Consider the following 19,487-nt stretch of genomic DNA (forward strand, 5'->3'; position numbering starts at 1 on the left):
GTTACTCGGCCTCCTTGGCAAGCGCGGCGGCGACAGCATCCTGGGGGATATCGAGACCGTACGCGCGAACCTGCTCGACCGTCTTCTCGAAAACTACCTCGACGGTCGTAGTGGCGTCGATGAGCTTTACGCGGTTTGGCTCCTCGGCAGCAATGGCGCAAAACCCCTCGTAGACACGCTCCTGGAATGCCATGCCCTTAGCCTCCATGCGATCTGCCGCGCCACGGGCTGCCATGCGTAGCGCCGCCTGCTCGGGCGTGATGTGGTAGACGAGTGTGAGCGCCGGGTGCGTTCCCGCGACGGCCAGGTTGTTGGCGTCGCGCACCATCTGGCGATCGAGGCCGTCGGCAAACGCCTGGTAGCAGGTCGTGGAATCGTAGAAGCGATCGCACAGGACCACCTTGCCGGCAGCGAGGGCGGGCGCGATGACCTCGTGCACCAGCTGGGCACGCGCGGCCTCGTAGAGCAACAGCTCGCAGGTATCGCCCATCGCCATATTGGCGGGGTCGAGCAGCAGGGCGCGGATCTTTTCGCTGATGGCGGTGCCGCCCGGTTCGCGCAGGCTCACAACCTGGTGGCCAGCGAGCTCGAGCGCGCGAGCAAGCAGGCGCGCCTGCGTGGACTTGCCGGCACCGTCGACGCCCTCGAGCGTGATAAAGCTATGTTGAGCGGGCTCAAAAGCCATGGACGCAGCCCCTTCCTACAAGGCGCGTAAATGCGGATATATCAACCAAGCCATGATACCCCAGGGACAGGCGCGCCCCAACGATTAGCCGACAGTTAGGGACGTTCCTAAACTGCCGGCAGATAAGGAACGTCCCTAACTGCCGGCTTCTTGGGGCAGTGGGTATAATCGTCGTATTGCATTGAAATGTGGCGAAAGGAGTGGCAATGTCTCGGTATTGCGCCTCGTGCGGCAAGCTTCTTGAAGATAATGCCAAGTTCTGCACCTCGTGCGGTGCACCCGTTGAGCAAACAGCCGCGAGCGATAGCCAGCCCGCTTTTGAGCAGACCGGCTCCCTTGATACGCCGCAAGCCAAGGCGGACGACCCCCTCGCCTATAGCCCCGACCCCGCCGCAAGGACCGAGGCCGTCGAGACCACGCAGCGCATACCCGTCGCGAGCGGCTCGCCCCAACAGCAGCCGGCTCCCGCATACGCGCCCGCTTCGCCACAGACCCCCGCTCCCAAAAAGAGCGGCACCGGGCCGCTTATCGCCGTTATCGTTGTGCTGGTGGCGATCATCATCGCCCTGGTCATCTTCTTTGCGATCAGACCGTTCGACAACGCCGCCACGCAGACGACTGCCGAGGTAGCTAAGCTGCACCATGACGTCGACGACGATGACCTAAAGCCTCTCGGCGATCCCAACAGCCTGTACGACGATGATGACGATGACGACGAGGATGGCGGCGAAGCGACCCTCTCCGAGCAAAACCTCTACCGTCGCCTGAGCGAGTACTACGACCTGCTCGAAGACCTCGACAACTACGTCCGTGGCTGCGCGCAGAACTTCAACGGCAACTATCTGGAAGAAGATCGAACCACCCGTCAAAATCTCGCCGACGTCGCCGAGCGCACGGAGGACACCATCGAGCAGTATTACGACATCGTCGAGGACCTGGACGTCCCGACGAGCTCCAAAAACTACAGCTCCTGGAAGGACATCATCGCCCTGTACGACGACCTGGATCACCGCATTGACGCAATCAGTGATGCCTGGGAGATCAGCCTGAAATACGCCAAGCCTGCGGACCACAAGAATGAGATCGTGGCGCCGCTGTCGCGCGACAACGTGGCGGGCACCAATGACAATAAGTACCGCCTAGACTTTGAGGAGCGCTATCCCGGCGCCAAACCCGTCGAAGTGAACTAGCGCTTTGTCGTTCCCGAGCCGGCAGTTAGGGACGTTCCTAAACTGCCGGCAGAAAAGGAACGTCCCTAACTGCCGGTCAAAAAAACGAGCGAGGATCATGAGACCCTCGCTCGTTTTTTGGGCATTGTTTCGACTGCGCCGTTACTTGTCGGCGACCTTCTTGGCCGTCGTCTTCTTGGTGGTCGACTTCTTGGCAGTCGACTTTTTCGCCGTCGAAGTCTTCTTCGCAGCGGTCGTCTTCTTCGCCGTGCTCGCCTTGGTTGTGGTCTTGCGGCCGCGGGCGGGCTTCTTCTCCTTGGTCGGGCAGTCCATGTTCACGCAGATACGCCACGGGCCGCGCGCCGTGTTGACCACCACGATGGGAGCGCCGCACTCGGGACAAGTCTCGCCCGTCGCCTCGAGTTTTCCACGCGCCGGCAGTGGATAGCTCACGCCGCAATCGTCATAGTTGGTGCAGCGGATAAAGCGCTTGCCGCTCTTCTCGCTCTTGTGCGCGATCAGGTCGCCATGGCGTCCGGCCTCGGCACACACCTTGCACTCGCCCACCTTAAGGTCGGGCTCGTAGTTGGTGGGGCACGTGGGGTTCACGCAGATCTCGAAGGCCTTCTGGCGGAACGGCTGGCACTTAATGCGCGGCGCACCGCACTCGGGGCACACGGCGGCCTCGCCCTCGAGCGGGCTTACCTTGACGCCACTCGGCACCGGATAGGTCACGTCGCAGTCGGGCCAGCCCATGCAGCCAATGAAGCTGCCGCGGGTCTTGGCGCTCGTCTTCATAACCAGGTCCTTGCCGCACTTGGGGCAGGCGCCCACGCGCGCATCGGCCGTGACGGCGTCGCTGATGGCGTCGCCCAGCTCCTGCGTATGCTTGAGCAGCTCGTCGAGCACGCCGGCCAGCAGCGCACGCGAGTGCGTCACGACATGCTCTTCGGTGTCCTCGCCGCGCTCGACGCGAGTCATGTCGCCGTCGAGCTCGCTGGTCATATCGGGGCTCGTGATGCGCGGGGCAAACTGCGTCAGTGCATCGATGATGGCGATGCCCAGCTGGCTTGGCTCCACGGGATCGTTTTTGAGGTAGCGCACGGCGTACAGGCGCTCGATGATGCTCGCGCGCGTGGACTTGGTGCCCAGGCCGCGCTTTTCCATCTCCTGCACGAGCTTGCCCTGGCTGTAGCGCGCGGGCGGCTCGGTCTGCTTGGCCTCAAGCTTAATGTCGAACACGTCGACCATGTCGCCCTGCTCCAGCGGCGGCATCTGCTCGTCGCGCTTGAGTCCGTACGGATACGCCTCGCGGAAACCCGGGGTCACGAGCACATCGCCCGAAGCCACGAACGGCTCACCGTTCACGTCGAGCTCGAGCTTGGTGTTCTCGATGGTCGCGGGACCCATGAGTGTTGCTAGGAAGCGACGGGCGATGAGGTCGTAGAGCTTACGCTGGCCGCCGTCGAGCGTGGACGGATCGCCCTCGCCCGTGGGGTAGATAGGCGGGTGGTCGGTGGTCTCGACCTTGCCGCGTGTGGGCTTCATGGGACCGGCAAGCACCTTTTTGCACACGGGCGCCAGCGCCGGGTTGATCTTTGCCAGGTCGCTCACCACGGCGCCCAGATCGAGCGTCGCGGGGTACACGGTATTGTCGACACGCGGGTAGCTGATGAGACCGGCCATGTAGAGGGACTCGGCGATGCGCATCGTACGCGCAGGCGAGATGCCCTCGGCCGCGGCGGCAGCCTGCAGCGAGGTCGTCGCGAACGGCGTGGGCGGCTGTTGCTTACGCGAACGCTTGGTCACCGCGGCGACGGTTGCCGTCTTGGCGCCGTCGACGTGACCATACGCCGTCTCGGCAGCATCCTTGTCGGTAAAACGTGCCGTCTTGTGGGCAATCTTAAAGCGATCGTCCTCGGCAGCGCCCTGCGCGGCACCCATGCCGCGAATCTGCCAATAGTCCTCGGGCACAAACGCCATGCGCTCGCGCTCGCGCTCGACCACCAGGGCGAGCGTCGGCGTCTGCACGCGGCCGGCGGAACGCACGTTGCCAAAGCCGCCAAACTTGGCGAGCGTCAGGTAGCGCGTGAGCACCGCACCCCAAATGAGGTCGATGTGCTGGCGGCTCTCGCCAGCGTCGGCCAGATTCTGGTCGAGCGAGACAAGATTATCGAAGGCCTGCGTAATCTCGGCCTTGGTAAACGAAGAATACTGGGCGCGGGCGACCGGCAAGTCCGGCGCGACCTCGCGCACCTTGTTGAGAGCGTCCGAACCGATCAGCTCACCCTCGCGATCGAAGTCCGTGGCGATGATGACGCTGTCGGACTTTTTAGCGAGGTTCTTGAGCGAACGAATGAGTTCTTTCTCGGCCGGCAGCTTAATGACGGGCGCCCAGGTGAGATAGGGCAGGCTCTCGAGCTTCCAGCCCTTGATGGAGATACCGTCGGCAAGAAACGGCTTGCGCTTGGTGTCGTAGGGCGGACGAGCCAGGCCATCGGGCATGTCGGCCGGCAGCATTTCGCCGTCCTCCGTGACCGAATACCAGCCCAGCTTTTTATCGAACAGCACACTGTCGCAAAAATCGGGCGCCAGGATGTGACCGGCAAGGCCGATGGTCACGCACTCCTCGCCCTTCCACTCAAAACGGTAGATGGCAGTGTTGTACACCTTGTCCTTTTTGGGCTTGCCCGTGGACAGACGCTCGGCGATCTGACGCGCGGCGTCGTTTTTCTCGGCGATGATGAGCTTCAAAAGAGGCTCCTATCTCGTATCTCTGCGGCTACGCCCGCCCGTATGGCGGCCGACTTACGCCCTTGCTTGCTCAATCTGCCCGATGAGCCAATCGCACCAGGCATCCATGCCCTCGTCCTTGCGCGCGCTCACGGCAAACCGCGGCGCCTGCGGATTGAGGTCATCGAGTGTCTTAGTATACCTATCCATGTCAAAATCGAAAGCCGGAGCCACGTCGACCTTGTTGAGCAGCTGCGCGCCGGCGTGTTGGAAGATGCCCGGGTACTTGATGGGCTTGTCGTCGCCCTCGGGCACCGAGAGAATCATGATGGACAGGTTCTCGCCCAGGTCAAAGTCGACCGGGCAGACCAGGTTGCCCACGTTTTCGATAAAGATGACGTCGATGTTCTCCAGACCCACAGCCTGGTCGAAGGCGTCGACGGCCTCCATGATCATGTTGCCCTCGAGGTGGCACAGGCCGCCCGTGTTGATCTGGATGGCGGGCATGCCGGCTTCCTTCATGGTGATGGCATCGACATCCGAGGCGATATCGCCCTCGATGACGGCACAGCGCAGGCCGGCTTTGTCACGCAGGCGCTCGTTGGTGCCCAGAATCGTAGTGGTCTTGCCCGAGCCAGGGCTCGACAGCACATTGATCACGTAGGTGTTTGTCTCATTAAATCGCTGACGCAGCTGATCTGCCAGGCGCTCGTTGCGCGACAGAATCGGCGATGCAATATCAATCGTTTTCTCGGCCATACTTAGCGCTCCTTACTTTGGCCCCTTTATACCCCATCACCAGATGGCTAGCGGGCTAATCGTCGGGGGTTTCGATTTCGATACTTGCGATATCGAGCTCGCGGCCGTGCAGTAGGCGCACGTTGGCACCACCACACTGGGGACAGCGACAGTGGAAGCGATCGTGGTCGAAAACCTCGCCGCAGTCCAGACACTCGCTTTGTGGATGGACCTCCTCCACGGCAAGCTCGCAGCCGCGCGTGAGCGGGTCCTCATCGCGAAACGTCTCCCACGCAAAGTCGAGCGCCTCGCGCACAACTTCGGTCATATCCCCGATACGCAGCGTTACCAAAACGGCGCGCGAGGCCCCCGCCCCACGCGCCGCGCGAATCACTGTATCGAGTATGCCGTTGACAATGCCAACCTCGTGCATACCGATTTACTCCTCGTCGTCCTCGTCGTCCGAGAACAGGTCCAGACGGCTCACGAACAGGCCCTCCTTGCCCTCGCGCGCGGTAATGACCACGCGAGCGATGGCGAGCGAAATCTCGTAGAGCGAGAGCAGGGCGCCATACATGAGACCCAGCGTAACGGGCGAGCCGTCGGGCGTAATCACAGCCGAACCCACGAGCAGGCCTACGTACACGTAGCGCCAGGCGCTGCGGAAGGCCGCATAGGACACGATGTGGAAAACGGACAGGTAGAAGATGATGAGCGGCAGCTCAAACGCCACACCAAAGCCGATCATAAAGAGCAGCTCCATGTTGACGTAGTTCTCCAGATCGGGCAACGCCGTAGCGACAGCCGAGGTCTCGCCGATGAGCCACTCAAAGCCCGCCGGGATGATGATGAAGTAGCAGAAGATGGCACCCAGGAAGAACAGCACCGTCGAGGCGAGCACCGTGGGCACAACCCACTTGCGCTCGTTGGGGCGCAGTGCCGGCAGGAAAAATGCCAGAATCTGCCAGATGATCATGGGCGTGCACATGACCACGGCCATCTTGATGGCAAGCGAGAAGCGCAGGCCAAAGCCGCCGAGCGTGGTGGTGATGTAAAACTTACCGTCCGGCACAAAGGAGCGGATGGGGTCCTCAAGAATATCGAGCACCACGGGCGTGGCAAAGTACAGCACGATGGCGGCGGCAAACACCGAAACGACCACGATGGTCAGGCGGCGACGGAGCTCTCCCAGGTGATCGAAGAGCGGCATGCGCGCAGGTCCGATCGGCATTACTCATCGCCTCCCTTCGGGGCGTCGGCGGCAGCAGCCTCGGCATCGTCCTCGGCCTCGAGCTCGCGAGCGAGCTGGTCGACGACGGCCTTGCGCTTGCGGGGACGACGGGCGTAGAGGTCAGCCGTCGTGGGCTCTGCCGGCTCGGGCTCGGGCTCTGCAGCAGGCTCGGGCTCGACGGCAGCAGCAGGCTCTGTACCCTCGGCCTCATCAACAGCGCCTTCGCCCTCAGCAGCACCCTCGCTTGCGGCCTTCTCGGCAGCAAGACGGGCGCGACGCTCGGCAAAGGTCTCCTTCTTGGCGGGCGCTGCCGTCTCGGCGGCATCCTCGTCCGCATCGGAATCGTCGTCGGTCGCAGCAGTCTTCTTGGGCTTGACCGGGGCCGACGCGGCCTCGCTCACCGGATCGATAATCTCGGACTGAACAACGGCCGTCATCTTTTCCTGCGTCTCGCGGAACTGACGGATGGCACGGCCGATCGTGCGGCCCATCTGCGGGAGCTTATCCGGGCCAAACAGCAAAAAGCCGAAGACCACGATGATCGCGAGCTCACCCTCTCCAATACCAAACACACATACCTCCAAGGCTCGATGTGAGTCGAGCCCGCACCGCGCCATTCGGCCGGAACTCGTCTATTCATTCGGTCAAGTATAGCGCCCGGACGCCAAAACGTCCGAGCGCATCACAAACATATGCCAAACGGCACGCCCTTTTGGGGGCAAAGATTATGCAGCGGTGATCGAAATCTCCTGGTCGACGCCCAACAGCTGAACCACGCGCATCACCGGGGGCTGCACGTTGACGCAGCTAAAACGCTTACCATGATCAGCTGCGTGGTGTGCGGCGCCCACAAGCACGCCAATGCCCGTCGAATCGATGTAGCTCACCTGGGCAAAATCGAGCTCAACGGCCTCAGTGGGCTGCTCGAGCGCCAGGTCGATGGCATTGCGCAGGCTATCGGCGTTAGAGATATCGATCTCACCGGTCACCTTAATGGTGTAGAGCTCTGGCGTGGGGTTGGTGGAAATACCCAAATCCATGTATACGCTCCTTTACGTATCGAAAGTGCGGATAGTACTAGGCGCGGACTTGCGGGGCCCTACGCGTTAGGCGCGCTCGGCACGCGCAAGCTCGGCAGCGACGAGCTTGACAGCCAGCACCAGCACATCGAGCGCAGCCTCCAGGTCCTCGACCGTGGGATAGCTCGGCGCGATGCGGATGTTGGTGTCGCGCGGATCCTTGCCATAAGGCCAGGTGGCACCAGCCGGCGTGAGCTTGACGCCCAGGTCGGCACAAAGCGCGGCGACCTTCTGGGCCGAGCCCTCGGGGCCATCGAAACTCACAAAGTAGCCGCCATGGGGATGCGTCCAAGTGGCGCAACCCGTGTTACCCAAGCCCTCGGTGAGTTTACGCTCAACGGCCTCAAAGCGCGGGCACAGGAACTCGGCATGCTTTTTCATGTGCTCCTTGACCGCCTCGATGGTGGGAAGGAAGCGCACGTGACGCAGCTGGTTGAGCTTATCGGCGCTAATAAGACCGGCCTTCAGGCGCTTGGAGAACTCGGCGATGACCGCGGGGCTCGCACCGATAAAGCCGATGCCGGCGCCCGGGAAGGTGATCTTGGACGTCGAGGCAAAGGCCACCACGCGATCCTCGGTGCCCGCCGCGCGAGCGAGGTCAAAGATATTTGCGAGCTCGTCGGTCTCGTCGTACAGGTCGTGCACGCAGTAAGCGTTGTCCCAAAAGATGCGGAAATCGGGCGCGGCCGTGGGCATCTCGACCAGGCGGCGCACAGTGTCCTCGCTAAAGGTGATGCCCGTGGGGTTAGAATACTTGGGCACGCACCAGATGCCCTTGATGGAATCGTCGGCGGCAACCAGGCGCTCAACCTCGTCCATGTCGGGGCCATTGTCGGTCATCGCGACGGGGACGTTCTCGATGCCCAAGTCGGCGGTGATGCCAAAGTGGCGATCGTAGCCGGGAACGGGGCACAGGAACTTGACCTTCTTGCCGTCGTGCGCTGCCTCGTAAGCCTCCCAAGGGTCGCTGCCGCACGAGCCACAGCGCCAGAACATGCCGGCGATGTCGTGCTCAATCAGCAAACTCGACGAACCCAGCACGAGCGTCTGCTCGGCAGGGCAACCCAGGAACTCCCCCGCCAGCTTGCGTGCCGAGGGAATGCCCTCAAAGCAGCCGTAGTTGGAGCAGTCGACGTTGCCGTCATGCAGATCGGCATCGGCATTGAGGATATCGAGCATGGGTCGAGAGATGTCCACCTGGGAGGGCGACGGCTTGCCGCGGGCCATGTCGAGCGCCAGGCCCTTGGCCTTGACCTCGGCGACCTCGGCTTTGAGCGCCTCGATGGCGGCATCGAGTTCGGTGGTTTCCATCTTCTGGTAGATCGTCTGCATGGGGTGCGACCTTTCGCGAAGCGGTACGTTGCAGTTCGTCTAAGTATAGACCGCCATCGTCGCAACGTTATGAAGCCGTGATAGATTAAGTTCATCGCAATCAATTACGAATCGCCGCGCATGCCGGCGTGGGGCGCCCAAGGAGGCACTATGGAGTACGGATCGTTTCAGGCCGAGGAATTCGGCGACTTGCAGCGCCTGGTCGACGGACTGTTTTACGACCGCCACGCCATCGACCGCCTGGATCTGATCGTACAGGCCGAAATCTTGGACCTGGCGCCCGACCTCATGGAAATCGTGAACCTTTTGCCGCCCGGCTACTACGACCGCCAGTCACTTTGCGACCAGCTCAACTCCGCCTTGGCCGCCCACGGCTGGGGCGCCGTCTACGGAACGGTGGAATAAGCCTCGAGGCCGGCGATTTGGCCCGCTTCCCGACCTTGGCGAGGCTTGTTTTAGGGCTTGTGGCCAAAAAAGGGCAAATATGAGTACTGTTACCTTTTTAGTAGCAGCGATTCTTGGTCGAAATCGGCAAAACTCGACTTGAAACTTCCTAATCACCGTCAGCTAGCGCCAAATTGGAAGTCGATGGTCACTCATTAACTTACAGTTCTTATAACTTTGTTCATTATTTTCCGCACCTAAAATGATACGCCGTTTGTGACAGTACTCACAAACGGCGTTTTTTGACCACTGGCGTGTCTGGCAGGCGGCAAGCACCGCCCGAATCCGCATTTTGAACGCGCCCGAATCGGTTCTGGAGCCGGTTTTCGCGCTCTTACTCGTCCTTGGTCGCGGGGTGCTTGCAGATCACACTCATGTAGATCATGCCAAGCACGGCTGCGGTGACCGAACCGGCGAGAATAGCGGCCTTGGCTGCAAGAACCTCAAACTGGGCCGTCGGGAAGGCAAGGCCGCTGATGAGAATCGACATGGTAAAGCCGATACCGCCCAGAATGCCCACGCCGGCAATCATGTGCCAGTTGACATTGTGCGGCAGCTCGCAGGCCTTAAGCTTAACCAGGGCAAACGTCATACCAAAGATGCCGATCGGCTTGCCCAGCAGCATGCCAAAGTACACGCCGAGCGTCACCGGGTCGGTGAGCAGCGTGCTCATGTCCACGCCCACTAAGCGAACCTGAGCGTTTACGAACGCAAAGATCGGCAGGATCACAAAGTTGACCGGCGTGGAGATCAGACGCTCCATGCGGATAAGCGGCGGGGTCACGCGGTGCATGACGCGCTCGACCTTGGTGGTCGAGACGGTAAAGTCATGCTGGCCCAGGATGTGTGCCTCATCATCGTAGCGGTCATCGAGCAGCGGCAGGCACTCGCCCAGCCAATCGGTGAGGCTATCGAGCTTGACGCCACACTTGGCCGGGATGGTAAAGGCCAAGATGACGCCAGCAAGCGTGGCATGTACGCCGCTCTTGAACATGCAGAACCACAGCAGCAGCCCCAGTACCGAATACGGGGCAAGGCGGTAATGCTGCGTCTTGTTAAGCCACACGAGCGCGCAGGTCACAAGCGCGGCGGCGCCCAACCAAAACGGATTGGGGCTCTGACCGTAGAAGATGGCGATGGCGGCGATGGAGATCAGGTCGTCGGCGATGGCGAGCGTCGAGAAGAACACGCGCACGCCGTTGGGCACGCGATTGCCCAAAAGCGACAGCACGCCCAGCGCAAAGGCAATATCGGTTGCCATGGGGATGGCCCAACCGTTGCGGGCGCCGGCATGGTTAAAGATCAGGTAGATGCAGGCGGGAACGACGACGCCGCCCACGGCCGCCAACATGGGAAGCATGGCCTGACGCGGATTCTTGAGCTCGCCGACCGTCATCTCGTACTTAAGCTCAATGCCCACCAACAAAAAGAAAATCGCCATGAGGAAGTCGTTGACGAAAAGCTCAACGGTGAGACCAGCCGTAAGGTTGCCCAGACCCACATACAGCGGGGTCTCCAAAAAGTGATGGATGGCCTCGTAGGCATCGGTATTGGCGCAGATGACGGCGGCGATGGCGGCGATCACCATGACGGCGGCAGAAATGGTGCCGTTCTCGGCAATGCGCTCCCAGATGTCGTGACGTTCAAAGCGCTTGCGCTCACGAACATTGAACAGCTGCTCAGTTGCTGCCATGGGCGGCTCCTTTCACGGGAAAGCTCCCGTCTTAAAAAAGCACGGCCCGCCCAGATGGCGGCGCCGCGCTCTAACGTATTACGCTTGCATCTAGCCTACCCTGCGCGACAAGCGCGCAAGCGCGGCCGAAAAGCGGAACCACAGGTTGAACATTATTTGCTCAACGGCACAGGCACGCCTGTCCAAGAGACGACGCGGCGACGTGCACAAAAAAGCGACCGGAGCGCGGGGCGTCCGCGATCCGGTCGTGGCGTTTGGTCAACTAAACCTAGCAGGCGGCCATAATGGGGGCAGCGACCTGCTTCTTACGGGAAAGGACACCCGGCATCCAGACGCCGTCGTGCTCGTCAGCAATGCCCAGGCCCTTCTGAGCAGCCTCGGTCTCGCCCTCGAGCAGGACCTGCGAGCCCTCCTCCATGATGTCGGTGATGCACAGGACAATGCCGTCGGCGCCCTTCTCGGCGGCGTAGGCGCGCATGGCCTCGCGGATCTCGTCGATCATGCCGAGTGCGCGGCTCTTGTCGACGGTCTCGTACTGGCCGATGAGCAGCTTCTTGCCAGCGGGCTCGAACATCTTGATGTCGTTGCCGACCATCTCGGCTGCGGTGAAGGAGCCGGACGGACGGGTGAGGAAGACCTCCATGCCAAACTTGACCGGGTCGACGCCCACCTGCTCGCCGAGCTTGGCGGCAACGGCGCGGTCGACATCGGTGGTGGTGGGGCTCTTGAGCATGAGCGTGTCGGTCATCATGGCCGAGAGCAGCAGCTTGGCCTGGACGTCGGAAAGCTCAACGCCGAGCACGCCGGCGAGCTTGGTGACGATGGTGCAGCTGGAGCCCCAGGGCAGGCAGATGTAGTGCAGCGGGCCGGCGGTCTCGAAGTCGCCGATGCGGTGATGATCGACAACACCAAAGACCGTGGCGTCCTTAAGGCCGGCGACGGACTGGGCAGACTCGTTGTGGTCGGTGAGGACGACGAGCTGACCGGCCTCGACGGAATCAATCACGCGGGGCTCGGCAATGCCGGCGTCGGCGAGCAACTTGGCGGACTCGGCCGGAAGCTGACCAAGGGCGCAGGCCTCGTAGGTGTTGCCGGCATACTCAACCTGGTTGAGCAGCTGGGACAGGACGACGGCGCTCATGATGGCGTCGTTATCGGGGTTCTGGTGACCAAAGACAAGAACGTTTGCCATGGATATCCTCCACTTGATATGTGTACTTGGACGTAGCTATGGTAGCACGCCGATGCCGAGCCTTCGCAGACGGAAGGGCCACGGCATATTTTGGGGCGCAGGCACGGGGGGGCCAAGGCTGTCCCTTTTGCACCATGTTGGTGCAAAGTAACCTGTCCCCCTTGCACCAACTATTTGCCGGCGGCGCGCAGGGCTACGTAGGCGGCACCGATGATGCCGGCGTCGTTTTCGAGCGAAGCGACCTTAATGGGCGTCTCGCGCGAGGCGGAAAGCGCGTACTGCTTAAAGTGCTCGCGGACCTTGTCGAGGTAGACATCGGCCGAGGCGGAGGCGCCGCCGCCGATGAGGAACATCTCGGGATCAACCACGTTGGCGATAAGCGCCAGTGCGCGGCCGAGATAGTCGGCCATGGTATCGGCCGCGGCCAGCGCGAGCTTGTCGCCCTCGCGGCAGGCCTGGAACACGTCCTTGGAATCAGAAGGCCCAGTGAGCTCGATGGGCTCGACGCCGGCCTTTTTGCACTCGGCAAGGTAGTTGCTCACCACGCCGGTGGCGCTGGAATACTGCTCCAGGTGGCCATGTCCGCCGCAGCCGCAGGTGCGCTCCTCTTCGGGGTTCAGGCACATGTGGCCAATCTCGCCGCCGGCGCCCACAACGCCCGACACCACGTCGCCGTTGACGATAACGCCGCCACCCACGCCGGTACCAATGGTGACCATCACCACGTTCTGTACGCCCTTGGCAGAGCCGAGCCAGGCCTCGCCCATGGCAGCGGCGTTGGCATCGTTCTCGTATTTAACAACCGCGTCGGGGCAGTGCTCCTGAATGGCGACTCTTAGCTCGGGCAGGTTAATGGCAATGTTGGCCTTGACCTTGGCATCGCCCGATGCCGGGATGGGGCACGGAACGGCCAGGCCAATACCCGCCACAAAGGCGCGCGGAATCTGGGCCTTGGCGACCACCTGGTCGATAGCCTCGGTCACCGCGGCAAAGCCCGCGGCGTCAACGATAGGCGGCGTGGGCACGCTGGCCTTGGCCAGCAGGTTACCATCCTCGTCGAACAGGCCCTCCTTAACCGAAGTGCCGCCGACGTCGATGCCGATGTAATACTGCTTAGGTTCCATGGGAGCCCGCCTTTCTCGTTTAAACATTGCCTGTATGGTACCGCTCCCAAGGCAAAAACCTGCCAAAAAGGGACAGGTTTGTTTTGGCAGGTTTTATCTGGGAAAACGCAATTGGCCGCTCAACAGACCGCGCAAGACCATCCCCAAAAATAAAGGCACCGGGAGGCGGAGACTCCCGGTGCCCGTGAAAGGGACTGTATTGTCTGTTGGACTGCACGGTCCGTCGCGGCGATAATGCCGGCTAGGCTTTCAGTGCCTGCAGCTGCTTGTGGACCTCGATGAGCTCCGTCGCCATGACGCGCATGGTCTCGGTGCCGGCCATCTGGTCCTCGGCATGCAGCAGAATCAGCGGGGCCTCGCCGTTACGCTCGCCGTTGGCCTCCTTCTTCAGAAGCCCCATGTGAACATCGTGGCCACCGTTATAGGCCTCGTCGCCCTGCTTGATAAGCTCCTCGGCGGCGTCAAAATCGCCCTCCTTGGCCTTTTGCACGGCATTGATATACATGCTCTTGGCGGTACCGACGTAGCTGATGATCTCGAAGCAGGTCATCTGCAACTCGTTCATATCCTCCATATGCTTCACCTAGCCCATCACGCTGACGCAGTGGTCGATGATACCGGCAGCGTTCATGCGGCCGTAGTCGACCATGTTGATGACCTCGACCGGGAAGCGGCCAGCGGCCTCCTTCTCAAAATCGCCCTTGGTGTAGCCGATCTGCGGGCCAAGCAGCAACATGTCGCACTCGTCCAGGTGATCGTGGGCCTCGTTCATGGGGCGAGCCTCGACCTCAATTTCCAGGCCACGGTTTGCAACCTCGGCCTGCATCTTCTGGACCAGCAGGCTCGTGGACATTCCGGCATTGCAGCAGAGCATGATCTTCTTCATGGTTTCCTCCTTATAACTGCGCGGCGCGCAGACGACGACTGGTTTTATTCCTTGCGGCTATTGTGCCCACCCCCTGCGTCTTTGCACAAGGGAGAGAGCTGCGGGCACTGGCACCGCGTACCGGCGCCCGCAGCGGTGAAAGGGACGAACGTTAGGCGTTCTACTCGGCGAGAGCCTCCTGCTTGGCGATTGCCTTCTCGGAAATCTTCATAAAGGGCAGGTAGACGGCCATGCCAATGACAATCTCGAGAGCCTGCCACACGCCGGCGCGCCAGTCAAAGCCCGTAGCGAGCAGGGCATTGATGACGGGAGGCATGGTCCAAGGCACCTGGGCGATGCAGGGGCTGATGATGCCTGCGCAGGTAAGGCCATAGGTGATGCCGATGAACAAGTCGGGAAGGAGGACAAACGGAATCATGAGCGGCAGGTTGTACACGATGGGGTAACCGTAGATAACCGGCTCGTTGATGTTGAACAGACCAGGCAGGATAGCCATCTTGGAAACGGTCTCGGAAGCCTTGTTCTTGGAGAACAGGAGCGTGTCGAGCAGAAGCATGAGGGTGCAGCCCGAGCCGCCGATGAGGGCGAAGCTGTTAACGATCTGCATGTTCATGTAGTGATCGGGCTGGATGGTGCCACCGGCGGCAAAGGTAGCCATGTTGTCGACGATGAGCATGGTCAGGATCGGCTCGACGGTAGCGCCAGAGATGGTGGACTGGTGAATACCGACGCAGAACAGCAGGTTGGCAAGGGTGTAGATGAGGATAACAGCCCACGGACCGGCGTTCATGATGTTCTTGAGCGGGTTGGAGATGCACGTGGAGATGATGGTGCACAGATCGGTGCCGGCGCACACGGCGAGCAGGGCTGCGGCAAGAGCGAAGATCGCGAGGTTGAGCAGCATCGGGATCATGACGTTGAAGGAGTTGGAGACCGCGGGAGGCACGCCCTCGCCCAGCTTAACCTTGAGCTTCTCGACGCCAGAAATCTTGATGAAGAGCGAGACGGAAAGCAGAGCGATGATAATAGCCGAGAACAGACCGTTGGTGCCGGTGTTGGCAGTCGAAAGGGCGCCCGTGACCTCGGCGGAGGTGATCTTGTCGGTGAGCAGCGGGCTCGTGGCGGCAAGCGTGGCGGTGATCTGCTGCGGCATCATGATGACGAAAGCAGAGATAGCGACGACCACGCAAGCGAGCGGGTTATCGAAACGCTTGTTCTTAGCGAGGCTGTAGCCAATCAATCCGGCCAAGATAATGGCAGAGACGTTGAGGGTGCCCAGCGTAATTGCCGAACCCCACGTCTGAAGGTTGGCAAGGCCCGCCGCATCGAGCGGGAACAGGGGGAACACGACGTTGTTGATAAGAACCGCGATACCCGCAAGGATATAGAGCGGCGTGATGGTCGCGAAGGCGTCGCGCAGGGAACGCAGGTGAACCTGGTTTCCCACCTTCGCAGAGACCTCGGCAAACTTGTCGAGGAAGCTCTTTCCGTTGTCACTGGCCATGATTGCTCCTAACTATCAAATCCGGCCTTTTCCTATGCGCACGGTGGTCCGTCGCCCTCTGCCACCAGATGTGCCATGTGTTGCGCGCGGCGGCGCGCGGTCTGGGCGTTCGCCCGGTCGCTAATCAACCACGTGGGTCGTGGCGACCTGTTTGAGCCAGGCCGCCGACTTCTTAAGACGACGCTTGTAGCCGTCCATAAGGTCGACCTCGACAAAACCGTAACGGTTCTTAAAGGCATTGGCCCAAGACCAGTTATCGATGACAGCCCAATAATGGTATCCGCGGCACTTGGCGCCCTCGTCGATGGCCTTGGCCACCCACTCCAGGTGCTGGCGTACAAAGTCGACGCGGTAGTCGTCCTGGATGGTTCCTTCGGCGTCACGGTTCTTGTATTCGTCCATGATGCCGATGCCGTTCTCGGAAACGAACCACTCAAGATCGGGGTAGTTCTTGGCGCAGTCCATGCCAAAGTCGTAGAGGCCCTGCGGGTAGATCTCCCAGCCGCGGCTCTCGTTCATAACGGCGTCGGGCCATACGTACTCGTCGGCAAAGTGCGGCAGGCCGTACTGGTCGACCTTGCTCGCCGGTGCTTGAACGCGCGTGGGGTGGTAGTAGTTGCAGCCGAGCCAGTCGACAACACCCTGCTTGAGAATCTCTTGGTCGCCGGCACGGAACGGGAGCTTAACGCCGCCCTTGGCCAGGCTGTCGAGCACGTCGGCAGGAAGCTCGCCCTTGGTAATAAGGTCGAGCCACCAGCGATTGTTGATGCCGCTGGTCATACGCACGGCCTCGAGGTCTGCCTCGTTGGGGTTCTCCTTGGTATAGACCGGGGTAAAGCAGTTGATCATGCCGATTTTGGCATCGGCGCGAATAGCGCCCTCGTCATAGGCCTTGCGATAGTTGGCCACGGCCAGCGCATGCGCCAGCGAAATGTGATACTGCACGGTGCGGGCGCGGCTAAAGTCGTGGAGCTGCGGGAACCACACGCCCTCCTGATAGCGCTGTTCGGGCTCGACGATGGGCTCGTTAAAGGTGAACCAGTACTTAATCTCCTGGCCAAACTCGTGGAAGGCGACGTCGGCATAATGCGCGTAAGCCTCGACGACCTCACGGCTCTCCCAGCCGCCGCGGTTAAAGAGGTAGGTGGGCATGTCAAAGTGGTACAAGTTGACAAACGGCTCCAGGCCGGCCTCGCGAGAGGCGCGGAACAGCTCGTGATACCACGCGGCGCCTTCCTCGTTGAGGTTGCCGTCGGCATCGAGCAGACGGCTCCACTGGATGGAAGTGCGATAGGTATCCAGGCCCAAGTCCTTCAGAATGCGAAGGTCTTCCTGGTACTTGGCCATAAAGTCATTACCGGCATAAGAGCCAACGCAGTTGTAGAACGAACCCAGATCCTGGATGGACCAGGTGTCCCACAGGTTCTCGAGCTTGCCTCCCTGGTTCCACTGGCCCTCAGTCTGCGGGCCGGACATAGCGGCGCCAAAGAAGAAGTCACGGGGCAGCTGATACTGTGCCATCAAAGTCCTCGCTTTCGTGTCTTAGAGCTTCCGGTTGGAGACGGGTTTGCTTTGGCAGGTTATCCGGCGCGGGCGCGCACCGGTCATACCGATATCCAACCCGCCAAAACAAAACCGTCCCCAAACAGTACAAGGAAACGCCAATGCATCTCGCTTGTTGTCTGTAACTATAGCGCTCTAATTTTCTATGTAAAGCGTCTTTTTCATTTTTCTTTATCGAACTTCTTTCATGAAAGCCATATGGATGCTTTTTAAGTAGGTATACTTTCTAAATATCGACGCAAATATGAAGGGAGGATTGCATGATTCCCAAATACGAGGCAATAGCTGCAGATATCCGTCGAAGCATCGAGGACGGCGCCCTTAAGCCGGGCGATAAGTTGCCCACCGTCGTTGAGTTCTGTGAGCTCTATGGCGTTTCCAAAATCACCGTCAAACGGGCGATTGAGCAGATTACCGAAGAAGGCCTTATTACCAGCCGGCGCGGATCGGGCACCTACGTCAAGGACACGGCGGGGCTTCCCGGCCAGGTGTTTTTTCAAGGCAAGAACGACCGTGCCCAGGGCTTTTCGTATGAGCACCGCGGGGAAAAGGTGACCTCGGTGGTCTACGATTTCTCGATCGTCAATCCGCCGGCAGAGGTTGCGACCCAGCTGGGAATGGCCGAGGATGACTTCGCCTATCACATCGTGCGCGTGCGCCAGGTCGACGAGAAGCCCATCGTCATCGAGTACACCTATATGCCGCTCGAACTGATCCCGGGCCTTAAAAAGAAGGACCTGTACGGATCGGTCTACGGCTTTATCCGCGAGCAATGCGGGCTGAAGATTTCGAGCTTCCATCGCACCATTCGCGCTGTCGCGGCAACTGAGGAAGAGGCTGAGCGCCTGGATACCAAACCCGGCTCTCCCCTGCTCGAACTCAACCAGATTGGCTTCTTGGATAGCGGCACCGCGTTTGAATATTCTATCTCGCACAACGTAGGCGACCGCTTTGAGCTGCACAACGTAACGCTGGCCTAGTTTTGTAATCCGGTGGGTGCCCGTTTTGAGCTCTCTTACGCGGCACCCGCACAACCTTATGGGAGTATGCACATGTCCGATTTGATTAAACTGACGCCGATCTTCCACGAGAAGATCTGGGGCGGCCGCCAGCTGGAGACCGTGTTTGGTTACGACATTCCCGAGGGCCCCATCGGTGAGTGCTGGGCCATCTCGGCCCACCCCAACGGCGACTGCCAGATTGCGGAGGGCCCGTATGCCGGCCACACGCTGTCGTGGCTGTGGGCCGAGCACCGTGAGCTCTTTGGCGACTGCGAGGGCAAGGAGTTCCCGCTGCTCATTAAGATTCTGGACGCCAAGGACGACCTTTCGATCCAGATTCATCCCAACGACGAGTACGCCGCCGAGCACGAGAACGGCAGCCTGGGCAAGACCGAGTGTTGGTATGTCCTGGACTGCGAGCCCGGCGCCACGATTATCGTCGGGCAGCGCGCCAAGGATCGCGCTGAAGCCGCACAGATGATCAAGGACGGCCGCTGGGACGACATGCTCAACGTGCTGCCGATCCACAAGGGCGACTTTTTCCAGATCGATTCCGGTACCGTGCACGCCATCAAGACCGGCACGCTCATTTTGGAGACGCAGCAGTCGAGCGATGTGACCTATCGCCTGTACGACTATGACCGCCCCGGCACCGACGGCAAGCTGCGCCCTCTGCACATTGAGCAGAGCCTCGACTGCATCGATTTTGATGTCCAGGCTCCGACCGACGGCACCGTGACTGCACCCGAGGTCGACGGCGTAACCGAGCTCGAGTCCAACCCCTGCTACACCGTCGATCGCGTGCGCGTCGACGGCAGCAAGACCCTCGACCAGCGCTGGCCCTTCATGTGCCTGTCGGTCATCGACGGCGAAGGCACCGTCTGCGGCGAGGCAGTCCATAAGGGAAGCCATCTGCTGGCCCCGAGCACCGTCACCTCCATCGACCTCGAAGGCAAGATGGAACTGATCATCTCGCACCTGTAAGCTACCGGTCCCCGAGCGCTCGCCGGGACGGGGCGCGGGGTTTGGTCGCCTGCTCGGACAGTCCTGCTCGCGCGGAGAGCACATTAAGTGCTCTCCGGCTCGTGCGGAACTCGCGATCGACCAAACCCC

The 19,487-nt window shown here is 60.9% G+C and carries 19 protein-coding genes; 4 read left to right on the plus strand and 15 right to left on the minus strand.

Translation table 11 applies throughout. From position 1 onward, the window contains the following. Position 1: 1 nt before the first annotated feature. Positions 2-685, minus strand: coding sequence for a dTMP kinase (gene tmk / locus DW195_RS08850; RefSeq protein ID WP_117629904.1), 684 nt, complete (start codon positions 683-685; stop codon positions 2-4). Between the two features lie 206 nt (positions 686-891). Between tmk and DW195_RS08855 the strand changes: the two genes are divergently transcribed. Beyond that, positions 892-1,875 carry a zinc-ribbon domain-containing protein gene (locus DW195_RS08855; protein ID WP_117776802.1) on the plus strand — a complete coding sequence of 328 codons (984 nt, stop codon included), beginning with the start codon at positions 892-894 and terminating at the stop codon, positions 1,873-1,875. 141 nt (positions 1,876-2,016) lie between these two features. Here DW195_RS08855 and DW195_RS08860 read toward each other — a convergent pair whose 3' ends face one another. The 7 genes from DW195_RS08860 to DW195_RS08890 form a co-directional block, all read right to left on the minus strand. Next, a complete protein-coding gene (locus DW195_RS08860; RefSeq protein ID WP_118206493.1) occupies positions 2,017-4,608 on the minus strand; it encodes a DNA topoisomerase I in 2,592 nt (863 codons plus the stop codon). A 54-nt stretch (positions 4,609-4,662) separates the two neighbouring features. Continuing rightward, positions 4,663-5,346: a hydrogenase nickel incorporation protein HypB gene (gene hypB, locus DW195_RS08865; RefSeq protein ID WP_117766435.1), complete on the minus strand. Its 684-nt coding sequence runs from the start codon at positions 5,344-5,346 to the stop codon at positions 4,663-4,665. A 55-nt stretch (positions 5,347-5,401) separates the two neighbouring features. Then, positions 5,402-5,758 carry a hydrogenase maturation nickel metallochaperone HypA gene (gene hypA / locus DW195_RS08870; RefSeq protein WP_022093859.1) on the minus strand — a complete coding sequence of 119 codons (357 nt, stop codon included), beginning with the start codon at positions 5,756-5,758 and terminating at the stop codon, positions 5,402-5,404. Positions 5,759-5,764: 6 nt separating this feature from the next. Continuing rightward, a complete protein-coding gene (tatC, locus tag DW195_RS08875; RefSeq protein WP_055285525.1) occupies positions 5,765-6,556 on the minus strand; it encodes a twin-arginine translocase subunit TatC in 792 nt (263 codons plus the stop codon). Next, positions 6,556-7,128: a twin-arginine translocase TatA/TatE family subunit gene (locus DW195_RS08880; protein WP_158550143.1), complete on the minus strand. Its 573-nt coding sequence runs from the start codon at positions 7,126-7,128 to the stop codon at positions 6,556-6,558. The genes tatC and DW195_RS08880 overlap by 1 nt, the downstream gene beginning before the upstream one ends. 153 nt (positions 7,129-7,281) lie before the next feature. Further along, entirely contained in the window at positions 7,282-7,596 is a 315-nt protein-coding gene (locus tag DW195_RS08885) for an STAS domain-containing protein (protein ID WP_089572422.1), read from the minus strand. A gap of 66 nt (positions 7,597-7,662) precedes the next feature. After that, on the minus strand, positions 7,663-8,967 hold the full coding sequence (locus DW195_RS08890; RefSeq protein ID WP_117646237.1) for an aminotransferase class I/II-fold pyridoxal phosphate-dependent enzyme: 1,305 nt from the start codon (positions 8,965-8,967) through the stop codon (positions 7,663-7,665). A gap of 150 nt (positions 8,968-9,117) precedes the next feature. Here DW195_RS08890 and DW195_RS08895 point away from each other — a divergent pair, with 150 nt between their 5' ends. Next, on the plus strand, positions 9,118-9,372 hold the full coding sequence (locus DW195_RS08895) for a hypothetical protein (protein WP_022093864.1): 255 nt from the start codon (positions 9,118-9,120) through the stop codon (positions 9,370-9,372). Between the two features lie 373 nt (positions 9,373-9,745). On the opposite strand, the gene nhaA is transcribed toward DW195_RS08895, so the two are convergent. The 7 genes from nhaA to DW195_RS08930 form a co-directional block, all read right to left on the minus strand. Next, positions 9,746-11,104 (minus strand): Na+/H+ antiporter NhaA, encoded by a 1,359-nt coding sequence (nhaA, locus tag DW195_RS08900; protein WP_118206494.1) that lies wholly within the window; start codon positions 11,102-11,104, stop codon positions 9,746-9,748. Positions 11,105-11,372: 268 nt separating this feature from the next. Then, entirely contained in the window at positions 11,373-12,296 is a 924-nt protein-coding gene (locus DW195_RS08905; protein WP_055251253.1) for a manganese-dependent inorganic pyrophosphatase, read from the minus strand. A gap of 170 nt (positions 12,297-12,466) precedes the next feature. Beyond that, a complete protein-coding gene (locus tag DW195_RS08910; RefSeq protein WP_233514534.1) occupies positions 12,467-13,420 on the minus strand; it encodes an ROK family protein in 954 nt (317 codons plus the stop codon). Positions 13,421-13,661: 241 nt separating this feature from the next. Continuing rightward, positions 13,662-13,994 (minus strand): PTS lactose/cellobiose transporter subunit IIA, encoded by a 333-nt coding sequence (locus tag DW195_RS08915; RefSeq protein ID WP_199407153.1) that lies wholly within the window; start codon positions 13,992-13,994, stop codon positions 13,662-13,664. Positions 13,995-14,003: 9 nt separating this feature from the next. Further along, the gene (locus tag DW195_RS08920; RefSeq protein ID WP_118066284.1) at positions 14,004-14,306 is read right to left on the minus strand and encodes a PTS sugar transporter subunit IIB; all 303 of its coding nucleotides are present in this window, start codon (positions 14,304-14,306) and stop codon (positions 14,004-14,006) included. Positions 14,307-14,466: 160 nt separating this feature from the next. After that, positions 14,467-15,810 (minus strand): PTS sugar transporter subunit IIC, encoded by a 1,344-nt coding sequence (locus tag DW195_RS08925; RefSeq protein WP_117637075.1) that lies wholly within the window; start codon positions 15,808-15,810, stop codon positions 14,467-14,469. A gap of 120 nt (positions 15,811-15,930) precedes the next feature. After that, positions 15,931-17,331, minus strand: coding sequence for a glycoside hydrolase family 1 protein (locus DW195_RS08930; protein WP_118206495.1), 1,401 nt, complete (start codon positions 17,329-17,331; stop codon positions 15,931-15,933). Between the two features lie 302 nt (positions 17,332-17,633). On the opposite strand from DW195_RS08930, the gene DW195_RS08935 reads away from it, so the two are divergent. Further along, on the plus strand, positions 17,634-18,353 hold the full coding sequence (locus tag DW195_RS08935; protein WP_117637077.1) for a GntR family transcriptional regulator: 720 nt from the start codon (positions 17,634-17,636) through the stop codon (positions 18,351-18,353). 72 nt (positions 18,354-18,425) lie between these two features. Continuing rightward, positions 18,426-19,358 (plus strand): type I phosphomannose isomerase catalytic subunit, encoded by a 933-nt coding sequence (locus DW195_RS08940; RefSeq protein ID WP_370215167.1) that lies wholly within the window; start codon positions 18,426-18,428, stop codon positions 19,356-19,358. The last annotated feature ends 129 nt before the right edge of the window (positions 19,359-19,487 follow it).

It is taken from the genome of Collinsella sp. AM17-1 (genome assembly GCF_003470665.1).
Taxonomy (GTDB): domain Bacteria; phylum Actinomycetota; class Coriobacteriia; order Coriobacteriales; family Coriobacteriaceae; genus Collinsella.